Origin of the sequence: Streptomyces sp. NPDC006385 (assembly GCF_040612485.1) — a bacterium.
Lineage (GTDB): Bacteria > Actinomycetota > Actinomycetes > Streptomycetales > Streptomycetaceae > Streptomyces.
The window spans coordinates 128,768-153,759 of the sequence record NZ_JBEXQG010000012.1 but is presented as its reverse complement, the minus strand read 5'-3'; the positions used below and the strand labels follow the sequence as shown (position 1 = coordinate 153,759).

Annotated in this window: 25 protein-coding genes; 10 read left to right on the top strand and 15 right to left on the bottom strand. The window is 71.5% G+C overall.

The window, feature by feature from the left end; all coding sequences use genetic code 11:
- The first annotated feature begins 10 nt into the window (after positions 1-10).
- Complete coding sequence (locus tag ABZ078_RS12760; protein ID WP_356574471.1) at positions 11-1,642, top strand: threonine/serine exporter family protein; 1,632 nt, start codon at positions 11-13, stop codon at positions 1,640-1,642.
- 62 nt (positions 1,643-1,704) lie between these two features.
- Here ABZ078_RS12760 and ABZ078_RS12755 read toward each other — a convergent pair whose 3' ends face one another.
- Together ABZ078_RS12755 and ABZ078_RS12750 are read right to left on the bottom strand one after the other, a co-directional pair.
- Positions 1,705-2,589: a VTT domain-containing protein gene (locus tag ABZ078_RS12755; protein ID WP_356574469.1), complete on the bottom strand. Its 885-nt coding sequence runs from the start codon at positions 2,587-2,589 to the stop codon at positions 1,705-1,707.
- Positions 2,590-2,853: 264 nt separating this feature from the next.
- Positions 2,854-3,615, bottom strand: a complete 762-nt coding sequence (locus tag ABZ078_RS12750) for a MerR family transcriptional regulator (protein ID WP_356574467.1) — start codon at positions 3,613-3,615, stop codon at positions 2,854-2,856.
- Positions 3,616-3,703: 88 nt separating this feature from the next.
- Here ABZ078_RS12750 and ABZ078_RS12745 point away from each other — a divergent pair, with 88 nt between their 5' ends.
- Positions 3,704-5,125: a glutamate decarboxylase gene (locus ABZ078_RS12745; protein ID WP_356574465.1), complete on the top strand. Its 1,422-nt coding sequence runs from the start codon at positions 3,704-3,706 to the stop codon at positions 5,123-5,125.
- A gap of 10 nt (positions 5,126-5,135) precedes the next feature.
- Here the strand turns inward: ABZ078_RS12745 and ABZ078_RS12740 are convergent, their stop codons facing one another.
- The 5 genes from ABZ078_RS12740 to ABZ078_RS12720 all read right to left on the bottom strand — a co-directional run bounded on the left by ABZ078_RS12740 (position 5,136) and on the right by ABZ078_RS12720 (position 10,054).
- Positions 5,136-5,891, bottom strand: coding sequence for an ABC transporter permease (locus tag ABZ078_RS12740; protein ID WP_356574529.1), 756 nt, complete (start codon positions 5,889-5,891; stop codon positions 5,136-5,138).
- A gap of 2 nt (positions 5,892-5,893) precedes the next feature.
- On the bottom strand, positions 5,894-6,859 hold the full coding sequence (locus ABZ078_RS12735) for an ATP-binding cassette domain-containing protein (RefSeq protein WP_356574463.1): 966 nt from the start codon (positions 6,857-6,859) through the stop codon (positions 5,894-5,896).
- A gap of 73 nt (positions 6,860-6,932) precedes the next feature.
- On the bottom strand, positions 6,933-7,574 hold the full coding sequence (locus tag ABZ078_RS12730; protein WP_356574461.1) for a PadR family transcriptional regulator: 642 nt from the start codon (positions 7,572-7,574) through the stop codon (positions 6,933-6,935).
- A gap of 103 nt (positions 7,575-7,677) precedes the next feature.
- Positions 7,678-9,138: an aldehyde dehydrogenase family protein gene (locus ABZ078_RS12725; protein ID WP_356574459.1), complete on the bottom strand. Its 1,461-nt coding sequence runs from the start codon at positions 9,136-9,138 to the stop codon at positions 7,678-7,680.
- Positions 9,139-9,229: 91 nt separating this feature from the next.
- The gene (locus tag ABZ078_RS12720; RefSeq protein WP_356574527.1) at positions 9,230-10,054 is read right to left on the bottom strand and encodes a helix-turn-helix transcriptional regulator; all 825 of its coding nucleotides are present in this window, start codon (positions 10,052-10,054) and stop codon (positions 9,230-9,232) included.
- A 354-nt stretch (positions 10,055-10,408) separates the two neighbouring features.
- Here ABZ078_RS12720 and ABZ078_RS12715 point away from each other — a divergent pair, with 354 nt between their 5' ends.
- Positions 10,409-10,915, top strand: a complete 507-nt coding sequence (locus ABZ078_RS12715) for an ATP-binding protein (RefSeq protein ID WP_356574458.1) — start codon at positions 10,409-10,411, stop codon at positions 10,913-10,915.
- A 95-nt stretch (positions 10,916-11,010) separates the two neighbouring features.
- On the opposite strand, the gene ABZ078_RS12710 is transcribed toward ABZ078_RS12715, so the two are convergent.
- From ABZ078_RS12710 to rpmG, 5 genes are all read right to left on the bottom strand, one after another.
- Positions 11,011-11,229 (bottom strand): DUF397 domain-containing protein, encoded by a 219-nt coding sequence (locus ABZ078_RS12710; protein WP_356574525.1) that lies wholly within the window; start codon positions 11,227-11,229, stop codon positions 11,011-11,013.
- Positions 11,230-11,613: 384 nt separating this feature from the next.
- Positions 11,614-11,847: a 30S ribosomal protein S18 gene (rpsR, locus tag ABZ078_RS12705; protein WP_356574456.1), complete on the bottom strand. Its 234-nt coding sequence runs from the start codon at positions 11,845-11,847 to the stop codon at positions 11,614-11,616.
- A 5-nt stretch (positions 11,848-11,852) separates the two neighbouring features.
- On the bottom strand, positions 11,853-13,064 hold the full coding sequence (locus ABZ078_RS12700; protein WP_356574454.1) for a GTP-binding protein: 1,212 nt from the start codon (positions 13,062-13,064) through the stop codon (positions 11,853-11,855).
- Between the two features lies 1 nt (position 13,065).
- Complete coding sequence (locus ABZ078_RS12695) at positions 13,066-13,323, bottom strand: type B 50S ribosomal protein L31 (protein ID WP_356574452.1); 258 nt, start codon at positions 13,321-13,323, stop codon at positions 13,066-13,068.
- Between the two features lie 9 nt (positions 13,324-13,332).
- Positions 13,333-13,497: a 50S ribosomal protein L33 gene (gene rpmG / locus ABZ078_RS12690; protein ID WP_003999141.1), complete on the bottom strand. Its 165-nt coding sequence runs from the start codon at positions 13,495-13,497 to the stop codon at positions 13,333-13,335.
- 61 nt (positions 13,498-13,558) lie between these two features.
- Here rpmG and rpmB point away from each other — a divergent pair, with 61 nt between their 5' ends.
- The 4 genes from rpmB to ABZ078_RS12670 all read left to right on the top strand — a co-directional run bounded on the left by rpmB (position 13,559) and on the right by ABZ078_RS12670 (position 15,369).
- Positions 13,559-13,795 carry a 50S ribosomal protein L28 gene (gene rpmB / locus ABZ078_RS12685; protein ID WP_356574450.1) on the top strand — a complete coding sequence of 79 codons (237 nt, stop codon included), beginning with the start codon at positions 13,559-13,561 and terminating at the stop codon, positions 13,793-13,795.
- On the top strand, positions 13,795-14,100 hold the full coding sequence (gene rpsN, locus ABZ078_RS12680) for a 30S ribosomal protein S14 (RefSeq protein ID WP_356574448.1): 306 nt from the start codon (positions 13,795-13,797) through the stop codon (positions 14,098-14,100). The genes rpmB and rpsN overlap by 1 nt, the downstream gene beginning before the upstream one ends.
- A gap of 171 nt (positions 14,101-14,271) precedes the next feature.
- Entirely contained in the window at positions 14,272-14,784 is a 513-nt protein-coding gene (locus tag ABZ078_RS12675; RefSeq protein WP_356574523.1) for a hypothetical protein, read from the top strand.
- A gap of 51 nt (positions 14,785-14,835) precedes the next feature.
- Complete coding sequence (locus tag ABZ078_RS12670) at positions 14,836-15,369, top strand: DUF4232 domain-containing protein (protein WP_356574446.1); 534 nt, start codon at positions 14,836-14,838, stop codon at positions 15,367-15,369.
- Between the two features lie 96 nt (positions 15,370-15,465).
- On the opposite strand, the gene ABZ078_RS12665 is transcribed toward ABZ078_RS12670, so the two are convergent.
- Positions 15,466-16,602: a DUF2786 domain-containing protein gene (locus ABZ078_RS12665; RefSeq protein WP_356574444.1), complete on the bottom strand. Its 1,137-nt coding sequence runs from the start codon at positions 16,600-16,602 to the stop codon at positions 15,466-15,468.
- A 94-nt stretch (positions 16,603-16,696) separates the two neighbouring features.
- Between ABZ078_RS12665 and ABZ078_RS12660 the strand changes: the two genes are divergently transcribed.
- Genes ABZ078_RS12660 through ABZ078_RS12650 form a run of 3 tightly spaced genes read left to right on the top strand, consistent with a single transcriptional unit; the run spans position 16,697 to position 19,744 of the window.
- Positions 16,697-17,179 carry a GNAT family N-acetyltransferase gene (locus ABZ078_RS12660; protein WP_356574442.1) on the top strand — a complete coding sequence of 161 codons (483 nt, stop codon included), beginning with the start codon at positions 16,697-16,699 and terminating at the stop codon, positions 17,177-17,179.
- A 56-nt stretch (positions 17,180-17,235) separates the two neighbouring features.
- Positions 17,236-18,006, top strand: a complete 771-nt coding sequence (locus ABZ078_RS12655) for a Clp protease N-terminal domain-containing protein (protein ID WP_356574440.1) — start codon at positions 17,236-17,238, stop codon at positions 18,004-18,006.
- Positions 18,007-18,040: 34 nt separating this feature from the next.
- Positions 18,041-19,744: a bifunctional 3'-5' exonuclease/DNA polymerase gene (locus ABZ078_RS12650; protein WP_356574438.1), complete on the top strand. Its 1,704-nt coding sequence runs from the start codon at positions 18,041-18,043 to the stop codon at positions 19,742-19,744.
- Between the two features lie 72 nt (positions 19,745-19,816).
- Here ABZ078_RS12650 and ABZ078_RS12645 read toward each other — a convergent pair whose 3' ends face one another.
- Both ABZ078_RS12645 and ABZ078_RS12640 read right to left on the bottom strand, forming a co-directional pair.
- Positions 19,817-23,383 (bottom strand): BTAD domain-containing putative transcriptional regulator, encoded by a 3,567-nt coding sequence (locus ABZ078_RS12645; protein WP_356574436.1) that lies wholly within the window; start codon positions 23,381-23,383, stop codon positions 19,817-19,819.
- Positions 23,384-24,057: 674 nt separating this feature from the next.
- Entirely contained in the window at positions 24,058-24,954 is an 897-nt protein-coding gene (locus ABZ078_RS12640) for a glycosyltransferase (protein ID WP_356574434.1), read from the bottom strand.
- Positions 24,955-24,992: the final 38 nt, after the last annotated feature.

The following is a 24,992-nucleotide window of genomic DNA, read 5'->3' as shown; positions in this document are numbered from 1 at the left end:
CGCTACGCACGTGACGGACGCGGAAGACCGCAAGCCGCAGTCGGACGAGGCAAGGATGGCCTTCACCGCGCCGGTCGGCGTCGAGGTGGGGGACAGCGAGTCGGAGACGACGTCCGAGTTCGCCCTCCCCAAGGGGCTGGACGTACCGCAGGCGCCGCTCTCGGAGCCCGAGGGATCGGCGTTCAGCACCCCGAGCCAGTACAGCGTCGAGGACGCCCCGGCCGCGTTCACGCCGCCGACGGGCATACCGCTGGTCCGGCTGACCAAGGACCTGCCGTGGCAGGACCGGATGCGCACGATGCTGCGCATGCCGGTGGCCGAGCGGCCGGCGCCGGAGCGGATGCCGAAGGCGGAGGAGGAGGGTCCGGCCGTCCCCCGCGTGCTCGACCTGACCCTGCGTATCGGGGAGCTGCTGCTGGCGGGCGGTGAGGGCGCCGAGGACGTGGAGGCGGCGATGTTCGCGGTCTGCCGGTCCTACGGCCTGGACCGCTGCGAGCCGAACGTCACCTTCACGCTGCTGTCGATCACGTACCAGCCGTCGCTGGTGGACGATCCGGTCTCGGCGGCGCGTACGGTGCGGCGGCGTGGCACCGACTACACGCGTCTGGCCGCCGTGTACCAGCTCGTGGACGACCTCAGCGACCCGGAGAGCACCATCTCCCTGGAGGAGGCCTACGGGCGGCTGGCGGAGATCCGCCGCAACCGGCACCCGTACCCGACCTGGGTGCTGACGTCGGCGAGCGGGCTGCTCGCGGGCGCGGCGTCCGTGCTGGTCGGCGGTGACCTGATCGTGTTCATCGCGGCCATGCTGGGCGCGATGCTCGGCGACCGGCTGGCATGGCTGTGCGCGGGGCGCGGGCTGCCGGAGTTCTACCAGTTCACGGTGGCCGCGATGCCGCCGGCCGCGATCGGGATCGCGCTGACACTGGCGCACGTCGACGTGAAGGCGTCCGCGGTCATCACCGGTGGGCTGTTCGCGCTGCTGCCCGGACGGGCGCTCGTCGCCGGCGTGCAGGACGGGTTGACCGGGTTCTACATCACCGCGTCCGCGCGGCTGCTGGAGGTCATGTACTTCTTCGTCGGCATCGTCGTCGGCGTGCTGGTGATCCTGTACTTCGGCGTGAACCTGGGCGCCAAGCTCAACCCGGACGCGGCGCTGCACATCTCCGAGCGGCCGTACTGGCAGATCGCCGCGTCGATGCTGCTGTCGCTGACCTTCGCGGTACTGCTCCAGCAGGAACGGTCCACCGTGCTCGCCGTGACGCTCAACGGCGGTGTCGCGTGGGTGGTGTACGGCGCGATGCACTATGCCGGTGAGCTGTCGCCGGTTGCGTCCACGGCTGCCGCGGCCGGGTTGGTGGGGCTGTTCGGGCAGCTGATGGCTCGGTATCGGTTCGCGTCGGCGTTGCCGTACACGACCGCCGCGATCGGGCCCCTGCTGCCGGGGTCGGCCACGTATTTCGGGCTGCTGGCGATCGCTCAGAACGATGTCGACGAGGGGCTGGTCTCGTTGGCCACGGCTGCGTCGTTGGCCATGGCCATCGCCATCGGGGTGAACCTCGGGGCGGAGATCTCGCGGATGTTCTTGCGGATCGGGTCGCCGGAGAAGCGGCGGGCGGCCAAGCGGACGCGGGGATTCTGAGCGCCGGGTGCGATACCCGCCGACGCCGGGTTCCAGTAGCTCCCCGCGCCCCTCAGGGCGTTTCAGTACCCCTGGTCGGGCGGGTACTGCTGGTTCTGCCGGCCGTAACCCTGCGGGTACTGCTGGGCGTACGGCTGCTGCTGGGGCTGCTGGTCGTAGTACTGCTGGTCGTAGCCGTACTGCTGCGGGCCCTGGTTGCCGTACTGGTGGCCCGGGTTGCCGTGCTGCTGGGGCTGGTCGTCGGACGGGATGCGGCGGAGCTGGGTCGTCGCGTCGTCCATGCGGGGCGCCTGCTGGGGCTGGGGGGCCGGAGCCTGTGCCGCCGCGCGCTTGTTCTTGGCGCGCTCCCGCAGGTACTCGATGATGATCGGGACCACCGAGACGAAGACGATCAGGACGAGGATCGCCTCGACGTTCTTGTTGATGAACTCGATCTGCCCGAGCCAGTAGCCCGCGAGGGTGACGCCGCAGCCCCAGGCGATGCCGCCGATCACGTTGTACGTGACGAACGTGCGGTACTTCATACGGCCGGCGCCCGCGACGATGGGGGCGAAGGTGCGCACGATCGGCACGAAGCGGGCGAGGACGATCGCCTTGGGGCCGTACTTCTCCATGAACTCGTGGGCCTTCTCCAGGTTCTCCTGTTTGAAGAGCTTGGAGTTGGGGCGGTTGAACAGCTTCGGGCCGAGGAACTTGCCGATCATGTAGCCGACCTGGTCACCGATGACGGCGGCCAGGACGATGAGCGTGCAGACCAGCCACAGGGGCTGGGTGATGTACTGCCCCTGCGCCACGAAGAGGCCCGCCGTGAACAGCAGCGAGTCGCCGGGCAGGAACGCGAAGAGACCGGACTCGGCGAAGACGATCAGCAGGATGCCGGGGAGGCTGAAGGTCTCGATCAGATAGTTCGGGTCGAGCCACTCGGGGCCGAGCGCAAGCGTGGTCACGGGATTGTGGCTCCTGCTGGGTGGGGGCGGCGGGGTGCAACGGGCTGCTCAATTATCAACGCTGGACCGGCCGCCCAGGTTCCATGGACCCCCTCAGGATGCACTGTGCCCCGGCTGCGACAAAGCTGTGGTTCATGGGCCTCGACGAGTACGGCGGCGGGCAGGGACCCCAGCCCGACGTCCTTGAAGGCGCCGAGGTGTGCGCCTACGGGACCGCCGTGGTCCTGGCCCGGGAGTGACCCGTACGGGGTCCCGGGCCAGGGGTCACGAGGTGTGCCGGGCGGCGTTGGCGAGGATCGCGTCCTTCAGGTAGGCCGCGAGACCCGCCTTGGCCTTGTCGATGTTGCGCGTGAACCGCTCGTCGGCGACGTACATCTCACCGAGACAGGTGTGCATCTCGTAGCCGCAGTCGTAGTGGCTGCGGGCGATCCACCGGCGGTGTTCCTCGGCGGCGTCCATCGCCGCCTCGGAGTCCGCCGGCTCGCCGGCCTCCATCAGCGCGACGAACCGCTGGTTGATCTCGTCGTACTCGCGCTGGATCCGCAGCCAGTCCTCCTTGGTGTAGGAGGCCGCGCGCCGCTGTGACTGCCGGTAGGCGTCGGTGTCGCCCCAGCGTCCGCGCACCTCGTCCTCGTACTGGTCCGGGTCGAAGTCCCCGAACACCTCGAACTTCTCGTCCGGCGTGAGGTTGATTCCCATCTTGCGTGCCTCCATGGCGTGCTCCACGGCCTCCGCCATCTTCTGCAGCTTCTCGATCCGGGCGGTCAGCAGTTCGTGCTGCCGGCGCAGGTGTGCGCGCGGGTCCGCGTCCGGGTCGTCGAGCAGGGCGGCGACCTCTTCGAGCGGGAAGCCGAGCTCGCGGTAGAACAGGATCTGCTGCAGCCGGTCGAGGTCGGCGTCGCTGTAGCGCCGGTGACCCGCGTGGCTGCGCTCGCTGGGCGCGAGCAGGCCGATGTCGTCGTAGTGGTGCAGCGTGCGCACCGTCACTCCGGCGAAGCCCGCCACCTGTCCCACGGAGTAGCTCACTTCCGCTCCCTTCTCGGTACGCACTCCACGGTGAGCCCTCACGTGGCGTGAGGTGCAAGCCCGACGGTACGGACCTACCGTCGTATCCATGCCACTGCATCGTGGGGACAGCGAAGCACCGGACGACAGGGGCGGCGCGGGCAGGCTCGCCGTCAACCCCTTCCACGGCGAGGCGAACCCGGCCGCCGGCATGACCGAGGCCCCGCCCAGGCACCGGCTGCCCGACGCTCCCCTGCCGCCGTCGACGGCGTATCAGCTGGTCCACGACGAGCTGATGCTGGACGGCAACTCCCGGCTCAACCTGGCCACGTTCGTCACCACCTGGATGGAGCCGCAGGCCGGGGTGCTGATGGCGGAGTGCCGGGACAAGAACATGATCGACAAGGACGAGTACCCGCGCACCGCCGAGCTGGAGCGGCGCTGTGTGGCGATGCTCGCCGACCTGTGGCACGCGCCCGATCCCGCGGCGGCGGTGGGCTGCTCCACCACCGGGTCCAGCGAGGCGTGCATGCTCGCCGGGATGGCGCTCAAACGGCGCTGGGCGCGGCGCAACGCCGATCGGTATCCCGGCGCGCGCCCCAACCTCGTGATGGGTGTCAACGTCCAGGTCTGCTGGGAGAAGTTCTGCGCCTTCTGGGAGGTGGACGCCCGGCAGGTGCCCATGGAGGGCGAGCGGTTCCATCTCGATCCGCAGGCGGCGGCCGAGCTGTGCGACGAGAACACCATCGGGGCCGTCGGGATCCTCGGCTCCACCTTCGACGGGTCCTACGAGCCCGTCGAGGAACTGTGCGCCGCCCTCGACGCGCTCCAGGAGCGGACCGGCCTCGACGTCCCGGTGCATGTCGACGGGGCGTCCGGCGCCATGGTCGCGCCCTTCCTGGACGAGGACCTGGTGTGGGACTTCCGGCTGCCGAGGGTCGTCTCCATCAACACCTCGGGGCACAAGTACGGGCTCGTGTACCCGGGTGTGGGCTGGGCGCTGTGGCGGGACCAGGAGGCCCTGCCCGAGGAACTGGTGTTCCACGTCGACTACCTGGGCGGTGACATGCCCACCTTCGCCCTCAACTTCTCCCGGCCGGGCGCGCAGGTGGTGGCGCAGTACTACTCGTTCCTGCGGTTGGGCCGGGAGGGGTACCGGGCCGTTCAGCAGGCCGCGCGGGACGTCGCCGGGAAGGTCGCCGGCGCGGTGGCGGAGTTCGGTGACTTCCGGCTGCTGACCAGGGGTGACGAACTGCCCGTCTTCGCCTTCACGACGGCGCCGGACGTGCGGGCGTACGACGTCTTCGACGTCTCGCGGCGGCTGCGCGAGAAGGGTTGGCTGGTGCCGGCGTACACCTTCCCGCCGAACCGTGAGGACCTGTCCGTCCTGAGGGTCGTCTGCCGCAACGGCTTCTCAGCCGATCTCGCCGAGTTGTTCGTGGAGGACCTGGGCCGGCTGCTGCCGGAGCTGCGCCGGCAGCCGCACCCCCTGACGCGGGACAGGGGGGCGGCCACCGGCTTCCACCACTAGAGGGCCGCCGTCAGCGGCTCAGACGCGCGAACCGCCGTACCGCGAGCGGGAAGAACACCGCCAGGAGCACCAGCGGCCACAGGACCGCCGCCCCGACGTGGTCCGTGCCCGTACCGCCGAACAGGTCGCGTACGGCCGTCGCCGTATGGGACATCGGGTTCCACTCGACGACCGTGCCGAGCCAGTCGGGCATGGTCCCCGGCAGGGCGATCGCGTTGGACAGGAAGCCGATCGGCCAGACCAGGATCTGCACCGCCTGCACCATCTCCGGCTTTCCGGCCACCAGGGCCAGGTGGATGCCGATCCACAGCATGGCGAAGCGGAACAGCAGGAGGAGCCCCACGGCGCCCAGGAAGGCCCCCGGTCCGCCGTCCGCTCGCCAGCCGAGGGCGTGTCCGACGCCCATGAGGACGAGCAGGGCGAGCGCCGACTGGAGCATGTCGGCCGCGGAACGGCCCACCAGGACCGCCCCGTCGGCCATCGGCATGGACCGGAAGCGGTCGACCACGCCCTTGTTGAGGTCCTGGGTGACCGCGATCATCGTGCCCTCCAGCCCGAAGGCCATGGTGAGCGCGAGCATGCCCGGGACGAGATAGTCGACGTAGGAGCCCTGGACGCCCCGGCCGCCGCCGATGAGGTAGCCGAACATCAGCAGCAGCATCACGGGGAAGACGAGGTTGACCACGACCTGCACCGGTTGCCGCGCCCAGTGCGCGAGTTCGCGGCGGGTCATGGTCCAGGAGTCGGTCAGCGCGTGGGCGCTCATGCTCATGCGGGCTCCTTCACTCGGTGGTCGTCTCCCGTGAGGTGCAGGAACACCTCGTCCAGCGTCGGCCGGCGCAGGGCGACGTCCTCCGCCTCGATCCCGGCCTCCTCCAGGGCCCGTACGACGCCGGAGAGCGCCGCCATCCGGTCGGCGACCGGGGCGCTGAGCAGGCGGCGGTCGGCGTCGACGCGCACGTCGTCCTTCGGTACGGGCAACAGGGCGACCGCCGCGCCCAGTTGGCCCGCGTCGCGCAGGACGACGTCGATGCGGTCGCCGCCGGTCAGCGCCTTGAGCTGGTCGGCCGTGCCGTCGGCGATGACGCGGCCGGCGTCGACGACCGAGATGCGGTCGGCGAGTTGGTCGGCCTCCTCCAGGTACTGCGTGGTGAGCAGGACCGTCGTGCCGCCGCCGACGAGGGAGCGGACCGCGGACCAGACCTCGGCGCGGCCGCGCGGGTCGAGACCGGTGGTGGGCTCGTCCAGGAAGAGCACCTCCGGGTCGGTGATGAGTGAGGCCGCCAGGTCCAGTCGGCGGCGCATGCCGCCGCTGTACTGCTTGACCGGCTTGCGGCCGGTGTCGGCGAGCCCGAAGCGCTCCAGGAGCTCGCCGGCCCGCACGCGCGCGTGGCGGGCGCCCAGGTGGTGGAGGCGGCCGAACATCTCCAGGTTCTGGTGGCCGCCCAACTCCTCGTCCACCGCCGCGTGCTGGCCGAGGAGGCCGATGCGCAGACGTACCTCGTACGCCTGGCGCAGCACGTCGTGCCCGGCCACCTCGACGCGGCCGCTGTCCGGCCGCAGGAGCGTGGCGAGGACCCGGACCAGGGTCGTCTTGCCCGCGCCGTTCGGGCCGAGCACTCCGTGCACCGTGCCGCGGGCGACGGTGAGGTCGAGCCCGTCCAGTGCGTGTCTGCCGTTCTTGCCGCCGTACTTCTTGCGTGCCCCTTCGACGGTGATCGCCGCGTCGGCCACTGAGACTCCCTCGCTAGTCAAACTTGACTACATGCTCGAAGCTAATGCCCCGCAGCCGGTTAGTCAAACTTGATTAGCGAGGATCCCCGGGGTGCCGCTCCCCCTTCGCGTACGGGTTCTCCTGGCCCTCGGCGAGGATGCCGACGAACGGCTCGCCCTCACCGGCGAAGGTGTAGGCGCCGCCCCGGATGCGGGCGATGAGGCCTCGGGTCCACTCGGCGCCGGTGTCGGCGGAGTGGACCCAGAAGTTCATGATCTCGCCGATGTGGCCGAGCTGACCCGGGCCGTCCTCGGGCGTGTAGTACTCGGTCACGCCCTTGCGCCATTCCTCGATGCGGCGCACCCGCTCCTCCAGGAGGGCGAGGGCCTCTTCCCGGTCCAGGTCGACCATGAAGCCGAGCGCGGCGGTGAGCACGTCCGGCCGCTGGTCGTAGGCCGTGAGGTACTCGCGCACCAGCCCGAGGTACTCCTCGGTGCCCTTCTCGGTGATCTCGTACTCCGTGCGCGGCGGCCCGCCGGCCGTGGACGGCGCGATCTCGTGGGCGAGCAGCAGCCCCTGCTTCGCCATCTGCTTCAGGGCGTGGTAGATCGAGCCGGGCTTGGCGTTGGACCACTCGTGCGCGCCCCAGTACTCCAGGTCGTTGCGCACCTGGTAGCCGTGGGCCCGCCCGTGCTGCCGGACGGCACCGAGCACGAGGAGACGGATCGCTGACATGCGGTCCAGATTAGGACCGGGTCGGCCCGGGGCCGAGGTCAGCCCCGGGAGACGCCCTGCGGTCAGACGCATGTCCGCTGAGCGTTGCTTCACGTACCCCCGCTCAGAACGGGAACCCGCTCCGGCCGTGCTGCACCGAGATCCACTTGATCGTCGTGAACGCGTCCAGCATCGTCTCGCCGTTCAGGCGGCCGAGGCCGGAGTGCTTCTCGCCGCCGAAGGGGACGATCGGCTCGTCGTGGACCGTGCCGTCGTTCACGTGGAACATGCCCGTGTCGATCCGCTTGGCGAAGGCCACGCCCCGCTCGACGTCACCCGTGTGGACGGCACCGCTCAGGCCGTACGGGGTGTCGTTGACGAGGCGTACGGCCTCCTCCTCGCCGTCGAACGGGACGAGGAAGGCGACCGGGCCGAAGACCTCCTGCTGGAGCAGCGCGGAGTCGGCGGGAACGTCCGTGAGGACCGACGGCTCGACCAGGTTGTCCGTCGTCGTGCCGTGCACCAGGGCGGTCGCACCCTCGGCGATCGCCTGCTGGACGGCGGCCGAGATCGCCTCGGCCTGGGAGGAGTTGATGACCGGGCCGATGACCGTCTCCGGGTCGCGCGGGTCGCCGGTCTTCAGCGACTTCACCTTGGCGACGAACTTCTCGGTGAACGCGTCCGCGATCGAGCGGTCCACGAGGATGCGGTTCGCGGCCATGCAGACCTGGCCCTGGTGGACGTACCGGCTGAAGACCGCCGCGTCGACCGCGTAGTCGATGTCGGCGTCGTCGAGGACGACCAGCGCGCTGTTGCCGCCGAGTTCGAGGATCGAACGCTTGAACTGCGAGGCGCAGACGGTGGCGACGTGGCGGCCCACCTTGTCGGAGCCGGTGAAGGAGATGACCTTCGGGACCGGGTGCTCGATGAAGGCGTCGCCGATCTCGGCGATGTCCGTGATGACGACGTTGAGGAGACCGGCGGGCAGGCCGGCGTCCTCGAAGATCTTCGCCACCAGGGAGCCGCCGCAGATCGGGGTGTTCTGGTGGGGCTTGAGGACCACGGCGTTGCCGAGCGCGAGGGCCGGGGCGACCGACTTGAGGGAGAGCAGGAAGGGGAAGTTGAAGGGGCTGATGACGCCCACGACGCCGACCGGCACGCGGTAGACGCGGTTCTCCTTGCCGTCCGTCGGCGACGGGATGATCCTGCCCTCGGGGCGCAGCGCCAGGTGGATCGCCTCGCGCAGGAACTCCTTGGCGAGGTGGAGTTCGAAGGCCGCCTTCAGTCGGGTGCCGCCGAGCTCGGCGGTGATCATCTCGGCGATCTCCTGCTCGCGGTCCTCTATCAGGCGCAGCGCCTTCTCGAAGACGCCGCGACGGGCGTACGGATTGGTCGTGCCCCACTGCTTCTGGGCGCGGGCGGCCGCCTGGTACGCCTGGTCCACCTCGTCGACCGTGGCTATGGTGATCGACGCCAGCTTCTCACCGTCGTACGGGTTGAAGTCGATGATGTCCCAGGAGCCGGTGCCCGGGCGCCACTCACCGTCGATGTACTGCTGAGCCAGGTCGGTGAAGTAGGACGACATGTGATCCCTCAATCCCTAGCAGACACCTGATCGACTTGATCGCCGTCATGATCGTCTTCACGGTCTGATCACACGTCATCGTACTTGTGTTTCAAGAGAGTTGAAGGAGACCGCGGAGAAGATCCCGGCTCTCGTCCGGACCCGGGCTGTCCTGCTGGAGCTCCTTCAGCGCCGTCTCGTACTGGGTGACGTCCTCGTGCTTGTCGAGGTAGAGCGCGCTGGTGAGCTGCTCCAGGTAGACGACGTCCGACAGGTCGGACTCGGGGAAGCTGAGGATCGTGAACGCGCCGGACTCGCCGGAGTGGCCGCCGAAGCTGAACGGCATGACCTGCAACCGCACGTTCGGATGCTCGGAGACCTCGATCAGGTGCTGGAGCTGGCCGCGCATGACCTCGCGGTCGCCGTACGGGCGGCGCAGGGCGGCCTCGTCCAGGACGATGTGGAACTCGGGGGCGTTCTCGGCGACGAGGTACTTCTGCCGCTCCAGCCGCAGGGCCACGCGGCGCTCGACGTCCGCCTCGCTCGCGCCCTTCATGCCGCGCCGGACCACCGCGCGCGCGTACTGCTCGGTCTGCAGCAGGCCGTGCACGAACTGCACCTCGTACGCGCGGATGAGGCTGGCCGCGCCCTCCAGGCCGACATAGGTGGGGAACCAGCTCGGCAGGACGTCGGAGTAACTGTGCCACCAGCCCGCGACGTTGGCCTCGCGGGCGAGGGAGAGCAGGGAGTTGCGCTCCGCCTCGTCCGTGATGCCGTACAGGGTCAACAGGTCTTCGACATCGCGTGTTTTGAAGCTCACCCGGCCCAACTCCATCCGGCTGATCTTCGACTCGGAGGCGCGGATCGAGTAACCCGCCGCCTCGCGCGTGATCCCGCGCGCTTCCCGCAGTCGCCTCAGTTGCGAGCCGAGCAGCATGCGCCGCACCACCGATCCGGGCTCTCCCGCGCTCACGTTCGCCAGCCTCCCCAACCGTCTTCAGGGCCCGCAGTCTGCCACTAAATCACTTCGAGCAGTACTCGTCCGATTACAGAGAAGGAAAGAAGCCAGGGATTCCACCTGGAAAGGAGACAACGTAGGGCAAGGAGAAGGCGTGAAGTTGGCGGAAAAAATGGCCAACAAGCGGTACGGGAGCGTCCAATTCGGTCGCGTGCACGTGCATCTGCCCTTGCATCTGCTCTGCGCATCCGAAACCATGGTCCCGCGCAACCGCTGCATCGCAACGACCGCGAACTCCCGGGAGTGCCTCGCATGGGGACGAATGGATCGACCATGCTCGAGCCGTTACGGCAGGGCCTTCCGCCGCTGGATCCCGCAGCCGTCTCCAACGCCGCCTCCTGTGCGCTGCCCGCCCGCTACGAAGCGGTGCGTGAGGCGCGGAAGTTCACCCGCCGCACCCTTGACCAGTGGGAACTGGGCGACCGGTTCGACGACGTCTGTCTCGTCGTCTCGGAGCTGGTGACCAACGCGCTGCGGCATGCCCTGCCGGCGGGTGCGCAGCGGATGCCGGAGCAGACGCCGCCCGTGCGGTTGCATCTGATGCGGTGGACCGAGCGGCTGGTGTGCGCGGTGCGCGACCCCAGCCATGACAGTCCTGTCGCCCGCGACTCCGACGACTTCTCGGCGGAGTCCGGCCGGGGGCTGTTCCTCGTCGACTCCTTCAGCGACGGCTGGGGATGGCATCCGCTGGCGGGGACGCTCAGCGGCAAGGTGGTGTGGGCGCTGTTCCGCCTCCAGCCTCCGGCGCAGCCCGCCCCGGCCTCGACTCGGGGGGACTGACGAACGACGGCGGTCGCTGGCGCCCGGTTTCTACGCGCGTCATGGCGGGTGGCAACGGTCGCCACCGTCCGGAAGGTGCCGATTGCCCCGACTTGTCAGCCCGCGATCAGGTGGTCGAACTCGCCGTCCTTGACCCCGAGGAGCATCGCCTCGATCTCGGCTCGGGTGTAGACGAGGGCCGGGCCCTCGGGGAAGCGGGAGTTGCGTACGGCCACCTCGCCGCCGGGCAGTCGGGCGAACTCCACGCAGGAACCCTGGGAGTTGCTGTGCCTGCTCTTCTGCCAGGCCACCCCGTTCAGATCCGTGGCTGCCATGCCGTTGTACACGTCGTGGTCCACAGGTCGCTCCCCGGTGGTGCGGTGGCTACGAGGCCATTGATGCGAGAGGTGGTGCGGTGGTGATGCACCGGTCAACTGCCCTCGGATCATAGCCGTGTTTCACGTGCGCCTGCATGAGCAGATGCACGTGCACGCGGGGTGTTGCTGCGGTTACTCCTGTGACGTGCGCGGCGCGGTGCGGGTTCCACCGGGTTGCCGCTGGGACCGCACCGCATGCCCTTGAATTCCCCGCGTCCTAGGGAGAGACGTGTTCCGCGGCCTTCTTGTTCCCCATCGAGTGGTCGGGGTGGGTCGGGGCGGCGCCGCGGGACACGCCGCCTCGACGACCGGTCGGCGTCCTGCGACGCCGGCCCGCATCACTCAGCGAGTCGCGTACGGGAGCAGCGCCATCTCGCGGGCGTTCTTGATGGCCTTCGCCAGCTGGCGTTGCTGTTGGACCGTCACCCGGGTGACCCGGCGGCTGCGGATCTTGCCCCGGTCGGAGATGAACTTCCGGAGCAGGTCGGTGTCCTTGTAGTCGATGTAGGTGATGCCGGCCTGGTCCAGCGGGTTGGGGCGGTTCTTGGCGGGCTTGCGGTCGGGCTTGCGGGGCATGGGGGTCAGACCTCCAGAAGGGTGTCGAAGGCGGGCGGGAGTTGTTGCCAGGCGTCGCGGCCGGCGGCGTACTCGGCGTCGGTGAGGAGGCAGGACTCCAGGAGCTGTTCGAGGCCGTCGCGGTCGAGGGCGGGGGACGTGAAGACCAGGTGCTGGCAGCAGTCGCCGTGCTCGGGGTGCCAGTCCAGCGCGGCGGCGGCCCGGCGGACCGGCGGGACCATGTCCCAGGCCGCGTCGGGCAGGGAGGCGAGCCAGGGGCCCACGCTCTCCACGCACAGCGCGCCGCCCGCCGCGTCCCAGTGGAGCAGGACATCCGGTTTGTCGGCCAGCCAGAAGCGGCCCCGGCTGCGGGCCGCCGCACAGGTCAGGTCCTCCAGGGCCGCGTAGAGCCGCTCCGGGTGGAAGGGGCGGCGGCGGTGCCAGACCAGGGTGGAGACGCCGTGCGCGTCCGCCTCGGCGGGGAGCAGGGCGCACGCCGGATGCTGGGCCGCGTCCGCCGCCTCGACGTCGAAGCCGGCCAGGGCCGCCTGCGCGAGCGGGGAGAGCGGGCCACGGCGCGGGGTCGGCACCGTCAGATCGTCGGGGGCGGGCGTGCCCGGAGTCCCGGTGCCCGCCAGGTCACCGTGGCCGATCGGGACCTGGCGGGCCGTCGGGTGGAGTTGGGCGAGCAGCTCGCGGTCCTCCTCGTCGGCCTCCGGGGAGTCGGCCACGGCGAGGACGGGGGCGTACTCCAACTGGCGCGCGAAGGTGTCGGCCACCGTGCGCTGGTCGGTCGCCGCGGCCGCGAGGCCCCGCTCGGCCAGGTCGTCGCCGTTGCCCAGATACGGCAGCACCAGCGCCGGGTCGACCGCGGTGATCACGCCGGTGACCGTGAGCCCACCGGCCGTGACCACCTCGGCCATGGCCTTCGGCTCGACCGAGTCCCACAGTTCGACGACCGCCATACGCGTGCCGCCGGCGTCCCGGATCCTCAGCAGCTCCGGCACCAGGTCCTCGCGCAGGGCGCAGCAGGCGCAGTCGTTGACGAGGGGCGTCTCGCCGGCGTCGATGACGCCGGTGGCGTCCCTGACCGTCCGTACGACCGTGCCCGCGGTGGCCGTGGCCAGGTCGTGGTGGACGACGACGCTGCCGGGGACGTCGGCGAGCAACTGCGCCACGGCCGCCTTGCGGGCGTCGTCGTGCAGGCCGCCGACGATCACGACGGAGAGCTCGGGCACCTCAGCCCTTCTTTCCGTACCGGCGCTCGAAGCGCTCCACGCGGCCGGCGGTGTCCAGGACGCGGGCCGTGCCGGTGTAGAAGGGGTGGCTGACGTTCGAGATCTCGACGTCGACGACGGGGTAGGTGTTGCCGTCCTCCCACTCGATCGTCTTGCCGGTCGGCACTCCGGCGAGCGTGGAGCGGGTCAGGAAGGCGTGGTTCGCGGCTCGGTCGCGGAAGACGACGGGGCCGTAGTCGGGGTGGATTCCCTTGCGCATGGCGGTGGTTCAGCGCTCCTCTCGGAAGTCGACGTGGCGACCGACGACCGGGTCGTACTTGCGCAGGGTCATGCGGTCCGGGTCGTTGCGGCGGTTCTTTCGGGTCACGTAGGTGTAGCCGGTGCCGGCGGTGGACCGGAGTTTGATGACCGGGCGGAGTTCGTTGCGTGCCATGCTGCTATCTTACTGAAAATGAATTCCATTAACAGTCGCGCATGAGGAGAGGTTCGTCACCGTGTCCGCCCACTGCATGCTGACCGGCGCCCAGCCCGGCTTCGGCAACACCATTTCCCACTCCCATCGGCGGACGTCCCGCCGTTTCGACCCCAACATCCAGACCAAGCGCTACTGGCTGCCGAGCGAGGGCCGGTACGTGCGGCTGAAGCTCAGCGCCAGGGCGATCAAGACCGTTGACGCGATCGGCGTCGAGGCCGCCGTCGCCCGCATCCGCGCCCGGGGAGTGAAGGTCTGATGGCCAAGAAGAGCAAGATCGCGAAGAACGAGAAGCGGCAGGAGATCGTCGCGCGGTACGCCGAGCGGCGGGCGGAGCTGAAGGAGATCATCCGCCGACCGTCGTCCACGGACGCCGAACGGCTCGCCGCCCAGCGCGAGTTGGGGCGGCAGCCGAGGGACGCCAGCGCCACGCGCGTACGCAACCGCGACCAGGTGGACGGGCGGCCGCGGGGCTACTTCCGTACCTTCGGGCTGTCCCGGGTGAGCCTGCGGGAGCAGGCGCACGCCGGGTATCTGCCGGGGGTGCGCAAGTCGTCCTGGTAGGTCCGGGAGGTGTCGAGCGGGTTCCGGGGCCCCGGCTGCGACTCCCTGGTAGCTTGCTGCGGTCGTTCCGGCCCGCTGGGCCGGCTCGGCCGTAAGCCGACCGCTACAGCTTGGGGGCTTCCCGTGACCTCGGCGACTTTCTCACGCAAGCGCACCCCGTCGGGCCGTCGGATGCGGGTCGCGGCGGTGGCCGCGGCCCTGGCGGGCGCGCTCGCGCTGACCGCGTGCAGCGGCGACTCCGGTGCCGAGGACGACTCCTCGGCCGGTCCCAGCGCCTCGGCGACCGGACGTGCCGACACAGGCGGCGATGCGGGCACGGGCGGCGATGCCGAGACGGGCGGCGGGAGCGGAGGGGCGGCGCCGGCGGCCGGTGACCTGGAGGGCAGTTGGCTCGCCACGGCCGACGGCAAGGCCGTGGTGCTCATGGTCGACGGCAAGAAGGCCGGCCTCTTCGCGACCGGCGGGACCGTGTGCGGCGGGACCGCCGCCGAGAAGGACGGGACGCGGACGATCCGTCTGAAGTGCTCCGGCGGCGGCGCGGACCGGACCGTGGGGGTCGTCGACTCCGTCGGGAAGACGCACCTGAAGGTCACCTGGGAGAAGGGCCCCGGCGCGGAGACGTACACCAGGGCGGACGGCGGCAAGCTCCCGACGGGACTGCCCACGGCCGGTCTGGGATCGTGATCTCGGATCGGTGCACCCCGCCCGATCACTGACATCACTCCAGAGGTCCCCATGCGCGCCACTTCCGTCACCGTCGCCGCCCTCGTCGCGGCCCTCCTGCTGACCGCCTGCGACGACGGCGGGGCCGGGGGCGACAGCCAGGACAAGGACAGCAAGGCCGGTTCCGCCTGCGAGGTCGGGGAGGTGGCCGTGCGGGTCGGCCCCGCCAACGCCGCTCCCGCCGCCGGGGACACCGGCAACGTGCCCGTCACCCTCACCAACGGCGGCGACTCCACGTGCGTCTTGGACGGGATGCCCGGCGTCGACCTCCACACCGGCGCCGGCGCGGCCGCCGTCGAACCCGACAAGGGCGCCGTCGCGAGGAAGACGACCCTCGCGAAGGGGGCCTCCACGTCCTTCACGCTCACCTACGTCCGGGGCGAGGAGGGCGGCGGCAGGAGTCTCGCCGTGGAGACGGCGAAGATGCGTCTGCCCGGGTCCACCAAGACGCACAGCTTCACGTGGTCGTACGGCGCTGTCGCGCTGCGGAGCGACGGGAAAACCCCAGACGCCTCGGTGAGCGGCTTCCAGCAGAGCGGCGACTGACGCGGTTCGGGCCACTGACGCGGTTCAGTCGGCTGACGCGGTTCAGTCGCCTGACGCCGTTCAGTCGCCTGATGCCGTTCAGTCGCCTGACGCCGTTCAGCGGAGCGGTCGGCGGGGATCCACCTGCGCCCTGTCGGCCGCCTCCGAGCCCTCCACCCAGCCCGCCTCGTCGCTGACGCCGCGCAGGCGGGTGGTCGTCGTCTCCGGGAACATGCGGTCCAGGCGGTCGGTGACCGCCACCTCGCGGGAGGCGAGGACCGGGAGCAGCTCCCGGGTCACCGGCGTCCGCGCCGCCGCGGCCAGCCGGGAGCCGACACGGTGGGCGTAGGCCGCCAGGAACGACTGCCGGAAGGTCTTGGTCCGCTTGCGGCCGCCCGCGCGCTGGGCCGCCTCCGCCCTGGTCATCGCGGTCTGGGCCTGCACGAGGAGCGAGGTGTAGAGGAGCTCGACCGCCTCCAGGTCGGCTTCGAAGCCGACGACGGTGGAGAAGCCGAACGGTTCGTTCCACACGGCGCGGCAGTGGTTGGCGGTCGCCACCGCGTCCAGCAGGACGGCCTTGGCCTGCTCGTAAGGCGGCTCCACGCCGATCCGGCAGGCGCCGGGGGCGTCCTTCCTGACGTGGTCGCGGGCCGCGAGCAGTGCCTCGTCGATGCTGTGCCGGGCCATCAGTTCCTGCGCCTTGGCGCTGAGCGCCTCCGCCTCCTGGGGGAACCCGGTCGCCTCCGCCTTCGCCAGCAGCGCGCGGATGCGGGTGAGCATGCGGGACTCGGACCCGGAAGTCCCGGTGGGCGGCTCGGCCGGGTCGTCCAAGGGCTCCAGCGCGGGCAGGCGCAGCAGGAGGCGGTACAGCTCCAGGACGGCGGTCGCGTGGGTGAAGCGGTCGGTGCGGGATGGTTCTTCGGTGGGCAGGTCGTCGAGCTGGGCGTTCCAGCGTCGGCCGCGGGGCCGGTCGTGCGGTTGCTGCGCGCGTATCAGCGCCGCGAGCAGTCGTACGTGCGCGTCGTCCAGGTCCCGCCGCACGAGCCGTACGACGTCCGCCGGCTGCCAGCCGCGCCGCCAGGCCGCCGCGAGGAACTCCTGGCCGCGCCGGGTGAGTTCGGCGTCCGCGCCGGGGTCGGCGGCGAGGAGGGACGCGCCGGTGTCGAGGGCGGCGTCGGTGTCGGTGTAGAGGGCGTGCTGGAAGGCGCGGTCGACGGGGCCGGGCGTGCCGCTCGAACTGTTCGTACTGCTCACCCGGCGATGGTGCCATGGGGCGGGCGGCGACCGGCTGTGGCGGCTGGGAAAACCCGTTTGTGGGGCGGGGTGGAGCACGCCTAGCTTCCGCTCCATGGAGTTCCCGGAGGAGATTCGCCCCGTACGTTTCGACCATCCCGACGCCGTGAAGCTCTCCGACCTCGTCCAGGCCGAGTACCTGCGGCGCTACGGCTACGACGACATGACCCCGCTGCACCCGGCCCACTTCGACCCGCCGGACGGCCTCTTCCTCGTCGCGTACCGCGACGACAAGCCCGCGGGCTGCGGCGGCTGGCGTGCGCAGGAGGCCAATGAGGAGGGGTACGCGGACGGCGACGCCGAGATCAAGCGCATGTTCGTGGTGCCCGAGGCGCGGGGGCGCGGGCTCGCCCGGCGCATTCTTCGGGCGCTGGAGGACAGCGCGCGGGCCGCCGGTCGGGTCCGCGTGGTGCTGGAGACGGGCACGCCGCTGCACGAGGCCATGGCGCTGTACACGGCGAGCGGCTACGAACCGACGGCCAACTTCGGGCCGTACCGCGACTATTCCGACAGCCGCTGCTTCGCCAAGCCACTCTGAGACTCTGATGTCAACCGCGGGTTGACACCCCCGGTGCGTCAACCTACGGTTGACACATGTCGACGAACCCGAGCATCACGTCATCCGTACGTCTCGACGAACTCATCGCGGCCATCAAGAAGGTCCACGAGGAACCCCTCGAACAGCTCCAGGACGCGGTGATCGCCGCCGATCACCTCGGCGAGGTCGCCGACCACCTGATCGGCCACTTCGTGGACCAGGCCCGGCGGTCGGGCGCCTCCTGGACCGACATCGGCAAGAGCATGGGGGTCACCCGGCAGGCCGCGCAGAAGCGGTTCGTACCCAAGGAGTCGATCGACCTCGACCCCCAGCAGGGGTTCGGCCGCTACACGCCGCGCGCCCGCAGCGCCGTGATGGCCGCCCACAACGAGGCCATCGCGGCCCGCAACCCCGAGGGCCGCCCCGAGCACCTGGTCCTCGGCCTGCTGGCCGAGCCGGACGGCCTGGCCGCCAAGGCGATCGCGGCCCAGGGCCTCCTCCTGGACTCCGTACGCCAGGCCGCCACCGCGGCGCTGCCCCCGGCCACCGACGAGGTCCCCGAACTCGTCCCCTACGGCTCCGACGCCAAGAAGGCCCTGGAGCTCACCTTCCGCGAGGCCCTGCGCCTCGGCCACAACTACATCGGCACCGAGCACATCCTGCTGGCGCTGCTGGAGTTCGAGAACGGCGAGGGCGTCCTGTCCGGGCTCGGCCTCACCAAGGAGGCGGTGGAGGAGTACGTCGTCGAGGCGCTCGCCCGGTTCCTGCGGAGCGGTGAGCAGACGGCCACGAAGGCGGCCGGCGAACAGGACGAGGCGCGGGACTGAGGGCGTTGTCAGACCCGGGTGCCACACTCGCGGCATGACCGACCGCTGGGCGCTCGCTCCGGCCGAGGACGGTGGCGTGGAGATCGCCCCCCTCGGCCCGGACGGGCTGCTCGCCGGGCCGGTGCGGCGGGAGGCGGACCTGGCGGAGGCCGTGCGCGGACGGCCCGAGGTCGCGCGGTGGGTGTGGCGGTCCACCGCCGAGGTCTATCCGCGGCTGCTCGCCACAGGGGTGCGAGTGGAGCGGTGCTACGACATCGAGGACGCCGAGACGCTCCTGCTCGGCCACGAGGGGCGGTACGGGGAGCCGAGATCGGCCGCCGCCGCCCTCGCCCGGCTGCGTGGCGGCCCCGTGCCGCCGGATCCGCCCCAGCGCGCGGCCGAACCCGGCTCGCAGTCCTTCCTCTTCGAGCCGCAGTCGGTGCACGTCCCGCTGGCCGACCTCGTCGAGGTGTACGCCGACCAGCAGCGCCGGCACGACAAGACCGCGCACCCGGAGCGGATGCGGCTGCTGACCGCGGCCGAGTCGGCGGGGATGCTCGTCGCCGCCGAGATGAACCGCGCCGGGCTGCCCTGGAGCGCCGAGCTGCACCGCCGGACGCTGCGCGAACTGCTCGGCGAGCGGTATGCCGGCGGCGGGGAGCCGCGGCGGCTGGCCGAGCTGGCGGACGAGGTGTCGGCGGCGTTCGGGCGGCGGGTGCGGCCCGATCTGCCGGCCGATGTGATCAAGGCGTTCGCGCAGGCCGGGATCAGGATCAGATCGACCCGTCGCTGGGAGATCGAGTCCCTCGACCATCCGGCGGTGCGGCCACTGATCGAGTACAAGAAGCTGTACCGGATCTGGGTGGCGCACGGCTGGTCCTGGCTCCAGGACTGGGTGCGCGACGGGCGGTTCCGGCCGGAGTTCCTCGCGGGCGGGACGGTCACCGGGCGGTGGGTGACCAATGGCGGGGGCGCGCTCCAGATCCCCAAGGTGATCCGGCGTGCGGTGGTCGCCGACCCCGGCTGGCGGCTCGTCGTCGCCGACGCCGACCAGATGGAGCCCCGGGTGCTCGCCGCGATCTCCCGCGACCCCGGACTGATGGAGGTGGCCGGGCGGGAGAGCGACCTCTACCAGTCCGTCTCCGACCGCGCCTTCTCCGGCGACCGCGCCCAAGCCAAGCTCGCCGTGCTCGGTGCCGTCTACGGCCAGACCTCCGGCGACGGCCTCAAGAACCTCGCCGCGCTCAGACGCCGCTTCCCCAAGGCGGTGGCGTACGTCGACGAGGCGGCGCGGGCCGGCGAGGAGGGGCGGCTCGTGCGGACGTGGCTGGGGCGGACGTGCCCGCCGGCGGCCGGGGCGACGGACGACGCCGCCGAGGAGGCGGGGATCCCGATGGCGGACGCACAGGACGAGCCGGCCGAGGGCTCCGGGCCGCAGGAGTGGGTGCCGGGCCACGCCTCCAGCAACGCCCGCGCCCGGGGCCGCTTCGCCCGCAACTTCGTCGTCCAGGGCAGCGCCGCCGACTGGACCCTGCTGCTGCTCGCCGCACTGCGGCGGACCTGCGCGGACATGGCGGCCGAACTGGTGTTCTTCCAGCACGACGAGGTGATCGTGCACTGTCCCGAGGAGGAGGCCGAGGCGGTCGTGACGGCGATCCGCGAGGCCGCCGACCTGGCCGGGCGGCTGACGTTCGGGGAGACGCCGGTGCGGTTTCCGTTCACGACGGCGGTGGTGGAGTGCTATGCCGATGCGAAGTGACCGAGTGACCGAGTGACCGAGTGACCGAGTGACCAAGTGGTCGAGCGGTCGAGCGGTCGAGCGGTCGAGCGGTCACCGTGCGTCGGCCGCGCCCAGCAGCTCCCTGAGTTCCTGGACGACCGCCTTCTCGTCCGTTCCGTCCAGCGCCTCCAGAGCCGTGCGCCACTCTGCGTACGCCTCCCGGACGCGGCTGTCCTCCCGCAGCAGCAGACCGTGCTGGTGGCGGGCCAGTCCGCCCATGAAGCGGTCGGCCCGGGCATCGGCGCGGGCCAGGAGCTCGGCGCACTCCTCGGTGGCGCGGTCGGTCTCGCCGAGGAGACGCAGGGCGCGGACCAGGCCGAGGCGGGTCTGGGACTCCCCGTGCCAGTCGCCGTGGCCGCCGAGGATGCGCCGGCTCTCCTCGAAGTGCGCGGCGGCCTCCGCCGGTTCACCGAGGGTGAGATGGGCGTAGCCGATGTTGCAGTGGGCGGAGTGCTGCACGATGACGTTGCCGATCTCGTCGCCGATCGCGAGCGAGCGGCGGTGCTGCTCGATGGCGGCCCGCGGGTCGGTGTGCTCGTACAGGTTGCCGAGATGGCTGTAGGTCACGGCCTCGCCGTACGGGTCGTTCAACTGCCGTGAGTACTCAAGGCTCCGGCGCAGCGCCTGACCGGACTCGGCGTGACGGCCGAGCCATTCGAGCAGCAGGCCCCGGTTGTTGAGGCAACGGCGCATCCAGGAGACCACGCCGAGCCGCCGCCAGATCGTCAGGGCACGGTCGTTGAGATGGAGGGCCTCGGTCTGGCGTCCGGTCAGGAAGTGCAGGGCTGCGAGGTCGCCCAGCGCGTACGCCTCGGCCGCCTCGTCCCCGAGCCGCCGCGCGAGTCGGAGCGCGGCGCGGCCCAGCACCTCCATCTCGGCGACTCGGCCGCCACGCTGGAGGTAGGGGAAGAAGAGGCGGATGAGGGTGGCGAGGCGGGCGGCGGTTCGATGGCCGTCGAGGTCGCTTTCGGCATCGGTCTGGCTTTCGCCAGGGGTGTCGCTCTCGGCTTCGGTCTGGCTTTCGCCATGGGTGTCGCTCTCGGCTTCGGCATCGCCTTCGATGTCGCCGTCGACGTCGCTATCGCCTTCGTCTTCGCCTTGGACGTCGACGCCGTCGTCACCGCTGTATTGCTCCACGAGCGCGACGATGTTCTCCAGCTCCACGTCGCCCCAGGCGAAGGCTGATTCCGGGCTCTCGAAGGGGGGCACGGTGGCGACGGCCGTCGCGTGGTCCGACGGTTGTGTGGGGGTCGGGTGGCGGCGGTCGTCCCGGTCGAGTCCGGGTTCGACGATGGCGGTGAGGGCGCGTTCGGCCACGGCGGCGTACCAGCGCAGGGCGGTGTCGGTGAAGTCGCCCTCGGCCTCGGCCAGTTCGCGGGCGAAGTCGCGCACCAGGTCGTGGGGGGCGTAGCGGCCGTATGCCGTCTCCTCCAGGAGGGCCACGTCGACGAGACGGTCCAGGGCGGCCTCGGCGCGGCGCTCGTCGGTGCCGGTGAGGCGGGCCAGCAGCGGCGCACCGTAGGCGGGCAGGTCGAGGGCGCCGATGCGACGCAGGGCGAGGGCCGCGTCCCGGTCGGCCTCGCGGTCGGAGGCGGCGAGGGCGTCGTGGGCGACGGCTAGGGAGCGGCGGACGCTCAGGTCGTCGTACTCCAGGTGGTGCAACCGGCTCTCGGTGGCGGCCAGTTGCCGGGCGAGCGCCTCGGGGGTGAGGGCGCTGCGGGCGGCCAGCCTGGCGGCTACGACGCGGAGCGCGAGCGGGAGCCCGCCGGTGAGCCGGACGAGCGGGTGGACGGCGTCGATGCCGTCGCCGGCGGTTCGGGCTGTGCTGCCGACGGCGTGGGCATCGGCGTCATGGGCCTCGCGTCCGGCTACGCCGTCAAGGGTGGAACGGCTGTCGTCGCGGCCGTCGCGTCCCGATGCCGCGCGCAGCAGTGCCGCGCTGTCCTCGGCGGACAGGGGCGTGAGGGGGAAGCGGTGGACGCCGTCCAGGGCCGTGAGCGGGGAGCGGCTGGTGACGATCACCGCGCAGCCAGGGCCGGCGGGGAGCAGCGGCCGTACCTGGGCGGCGTTCGCGGCGTCGTCCAGGACCATGAGCGTGCGGGTCGGCGCCAGCAGCGAGCGCAGCAAGGCGCCTGCCGCGTCGGGGTGTTCGGGGATGGAGCGGGGGTCGGCACCGAGGTCGCGGAGCAGGGCGGTGAGTGCCTGGCCGGGGGTGAGCGGGGGCATGCCGGGGGTGGCGCCGTGCAGGTTGACGTAGAGCTGACCGTCGGGGAAACGATTCGCCAGGGCATGGGCGGCGTACAGCGCGAGCGCGCTCTTGCCGACGCCCGCCATGCCACTGATCACGGCGACCGTGACGGAGGGCCTCTGGGTGCGGGGAGGGGCGAGGGTGCGGCGCAGGTTGTTCAGTACGGCAGTTCGGGCGGTGAAGTGGGCCGGGGGCGGGGGGAGTTGGGCGGGGCGGGGTGGCCGGGGTGGAGGGGGCTGGGGCGTAGTGGGCTGAGGTGGCGTGGGCGGTGCCTGGTGGCGTGCGGCGGCGGGCGTCTCCGAGTCGGCAAGGGTCGAGGGCTCGGGCTCGGGCTCGGCTTCCTCCCGGAGGGCCGGAACAGCTCGCGCCGCGGCGTCGCGGGGTGCCGGAGCGACCGATGCCCCCGCGCCACGGGCTGCCGAAGCGACCGACGCCCCCGCATCACGGGCCGCCGAAGCGACCGACGCCCCCGCCACATCACGGGCTGCCGAACCAGCCGGCGCCTCCGCACCGCGGGCTACCGCTTCACCCGGCGCACGGTCGGCTGCTTCCTCCGACGCTTCTGTCAGCTCACCATCGGCTGCTTCCGCCGTCACTCCCCTCGCCGCACGACCGACCCCGCCCTCCGAAGCCCCCCTCTGTCCGTTCCCGGCGTCACCGGCACCCCCCGGCCCCCGCAACACCTCCACATGCGCCTCCCGCACCCCTGCCCCCGGCTCCACGCCGAGTTCCTCGATCAGGCGTGTGCGCAGGTCGCGGTGGACGGCCAGGGCCTCCGCGCGGCGGCCGGTTCGGTGCAGGGCGAGCATCAGCTGGCGGTGGAAGGCCTCGCGCAGGGGATACTCGGCGGCCAGCGCCGCCAGTTCCGGCACGAAGGCGTCGAGGCGCGGGCCACCCACGGCCAGCTCGGCGTCGTAGCGCCACTCCAGGATCAGCAGCCGCGCCTCCGCCAGGCGCTGGACGAGCGCGTAACCGCCCACCTCGGCGGGCAGGCCGGACAGGGGCGTACCCCGCCACAGGGCGAGCGCCGCCGTGCACTCGCGCACCGTGCGTTCCCAGTCCCGTGCGGCGTGCGCGGCGCGGGCCGCGGTGACGCGGCTCACGAAGACGTCGACGTCCAGCTCGCCCTCGTCGACGCGCAGCACATAGCCGGGCGGCACCGCTCGCAGCCGCTCGGGGTCGTCGAGCAGCCGCCGCAGCCGGGCCACGTGGTTGTGCAGCGAGGCACGCGCGGACGCGGGCGGCGCCCCGCCCCACAGCGCGTCCGTGAGCGACTCCACGGAGACGACCCGCCCGCCTTCGAGCAGCAGCGCGGCGAGCAGGGCCCGCACCTTGGGGCTGCTGACGGTCCGGACAGCGCACTCGGGCACGCCCGCGGAGTCGGCGTAGGGGTCCCGGCCGTCGGAGGAAACACTCCCGACCGTCCGGCCGGTCTGCGCCGCCCCAACCGCCGGGACCGCCCGGACCGCCCGGACCGCCTGCTCAGTCCGAGCCCCATACAGAACCGGCGGTCCCAGCAGTCCGAACCGCAGCCCGCACCGCTTCACGCCGCCCACTGCCTTTCCACGCCACGGGCCCACGCCCGTTCCTGCGCTCCACGGCGAACCCCGCACAACCTCACACGACCTGACCTCACACGACCTGACCTCGCGCGACGAGAACCACCGCGCTTGGCGGAGATCCGCCCCTCGTCCGGCGGTTTCCCGCCACCTCTAGTTGATGCCTGTGAGGCGGAAACCGTTCCCGTACGGGCCGTCTTCCCGTACCGTCCGTCGACTTCACGCCAACCGAACGCAGCCGAAACGGAGCACCGTTGGCCATATGTTAGCGATCCGTTGGCACCACCTGATGTGATCACTACATCGGATCTGGCCCGACGGCGCGCGCGTAGAACGCGCAACTCGGGGGAGTGTCGCCGCCGCGGTCGGGTCCGGGGACGCATGTGGGTCCCGGTCGACGGAGGTGACCGACCGGGGCCCGCGTCCCCTCCCTTCCCCCTCCCCCCCTTCCCCTCCGCCCTCCCCCACGGCCGGGCTCGGCTCGGTCAGATGACCGGCGGTCGTCCCAGCCGGCACAGCCGCCACACGGTGCGCCACCGCATGGGCCGCCGCTCACCGGCCGGCTCCCGAAGGCCCTCCAGGAAGCCGCCGAACCAGGCGCGCAGCCCGGCCGGCGACGACCGGTTGCGTACGAGGGTGAGAAGCACCCACACCCCGAGATGCACGGGGATGAGCGCGAGCGGCAGTCGGCGGCGGGGCAGCCAGACGCGGTTGCGGGCGTTCACCCGGTAGTAGATGGCGTGCCGCGCGGGCGAGGTCTTCGGGTGCTGGAGGAGGAGTTCGGGCGCGTAGAGGATCCGCCAGCCCGCGTCGGCGGCCCGCCAGGCCAGGTCCGTCTCCTCATGAGCGAAGAAGAACTCGGCGGGCCAGTCCCCGGTCTCGGCCAGCATCGCCATGCGCAGCGCGTGTCCGCCGCCGAGGAAGCCTGTGACGTACCCGCCCCGCAACGGATCCGACCCGCCGATCCTCGGCACGTGCCGCTGCTGGGTCTCGCCGTGCTCGTCGGCGATGCGGAAGCCGACGATGCCGAGCCGGTCGTCGGCGGCGTACAGGTCGCGTACGCGGCGCAGGACGTCGGCGTCGACGAGGAGCCCGTCGTCGTCCAGTTCGACCACGACGTCGACGTCCCCGAACTCCCGGAGGCGGGCGAGGGCGACGTTCCGTCCACCCGGGCAGCCCAGGTTCTCGTCCAGCTCGATCGGGGTGACCTCGCCGGGCAGGCCCAGTCGTTCGGCGAACTCGGGCAGCGGGCAGCCGTTGCCGACGACGACGATCCGGGCGGGGGCGAGATCCTGCTTGGCCACGGACCGGAGCAGCGCGTCGACCTCGTCGGGGCGGTTGCCCATGGTCACCACGGCGACGGCGATCGTCGGTTCCGCCATGCCCTGCCCTCACTTCGTCCCGGCTGCAACTACCGGCG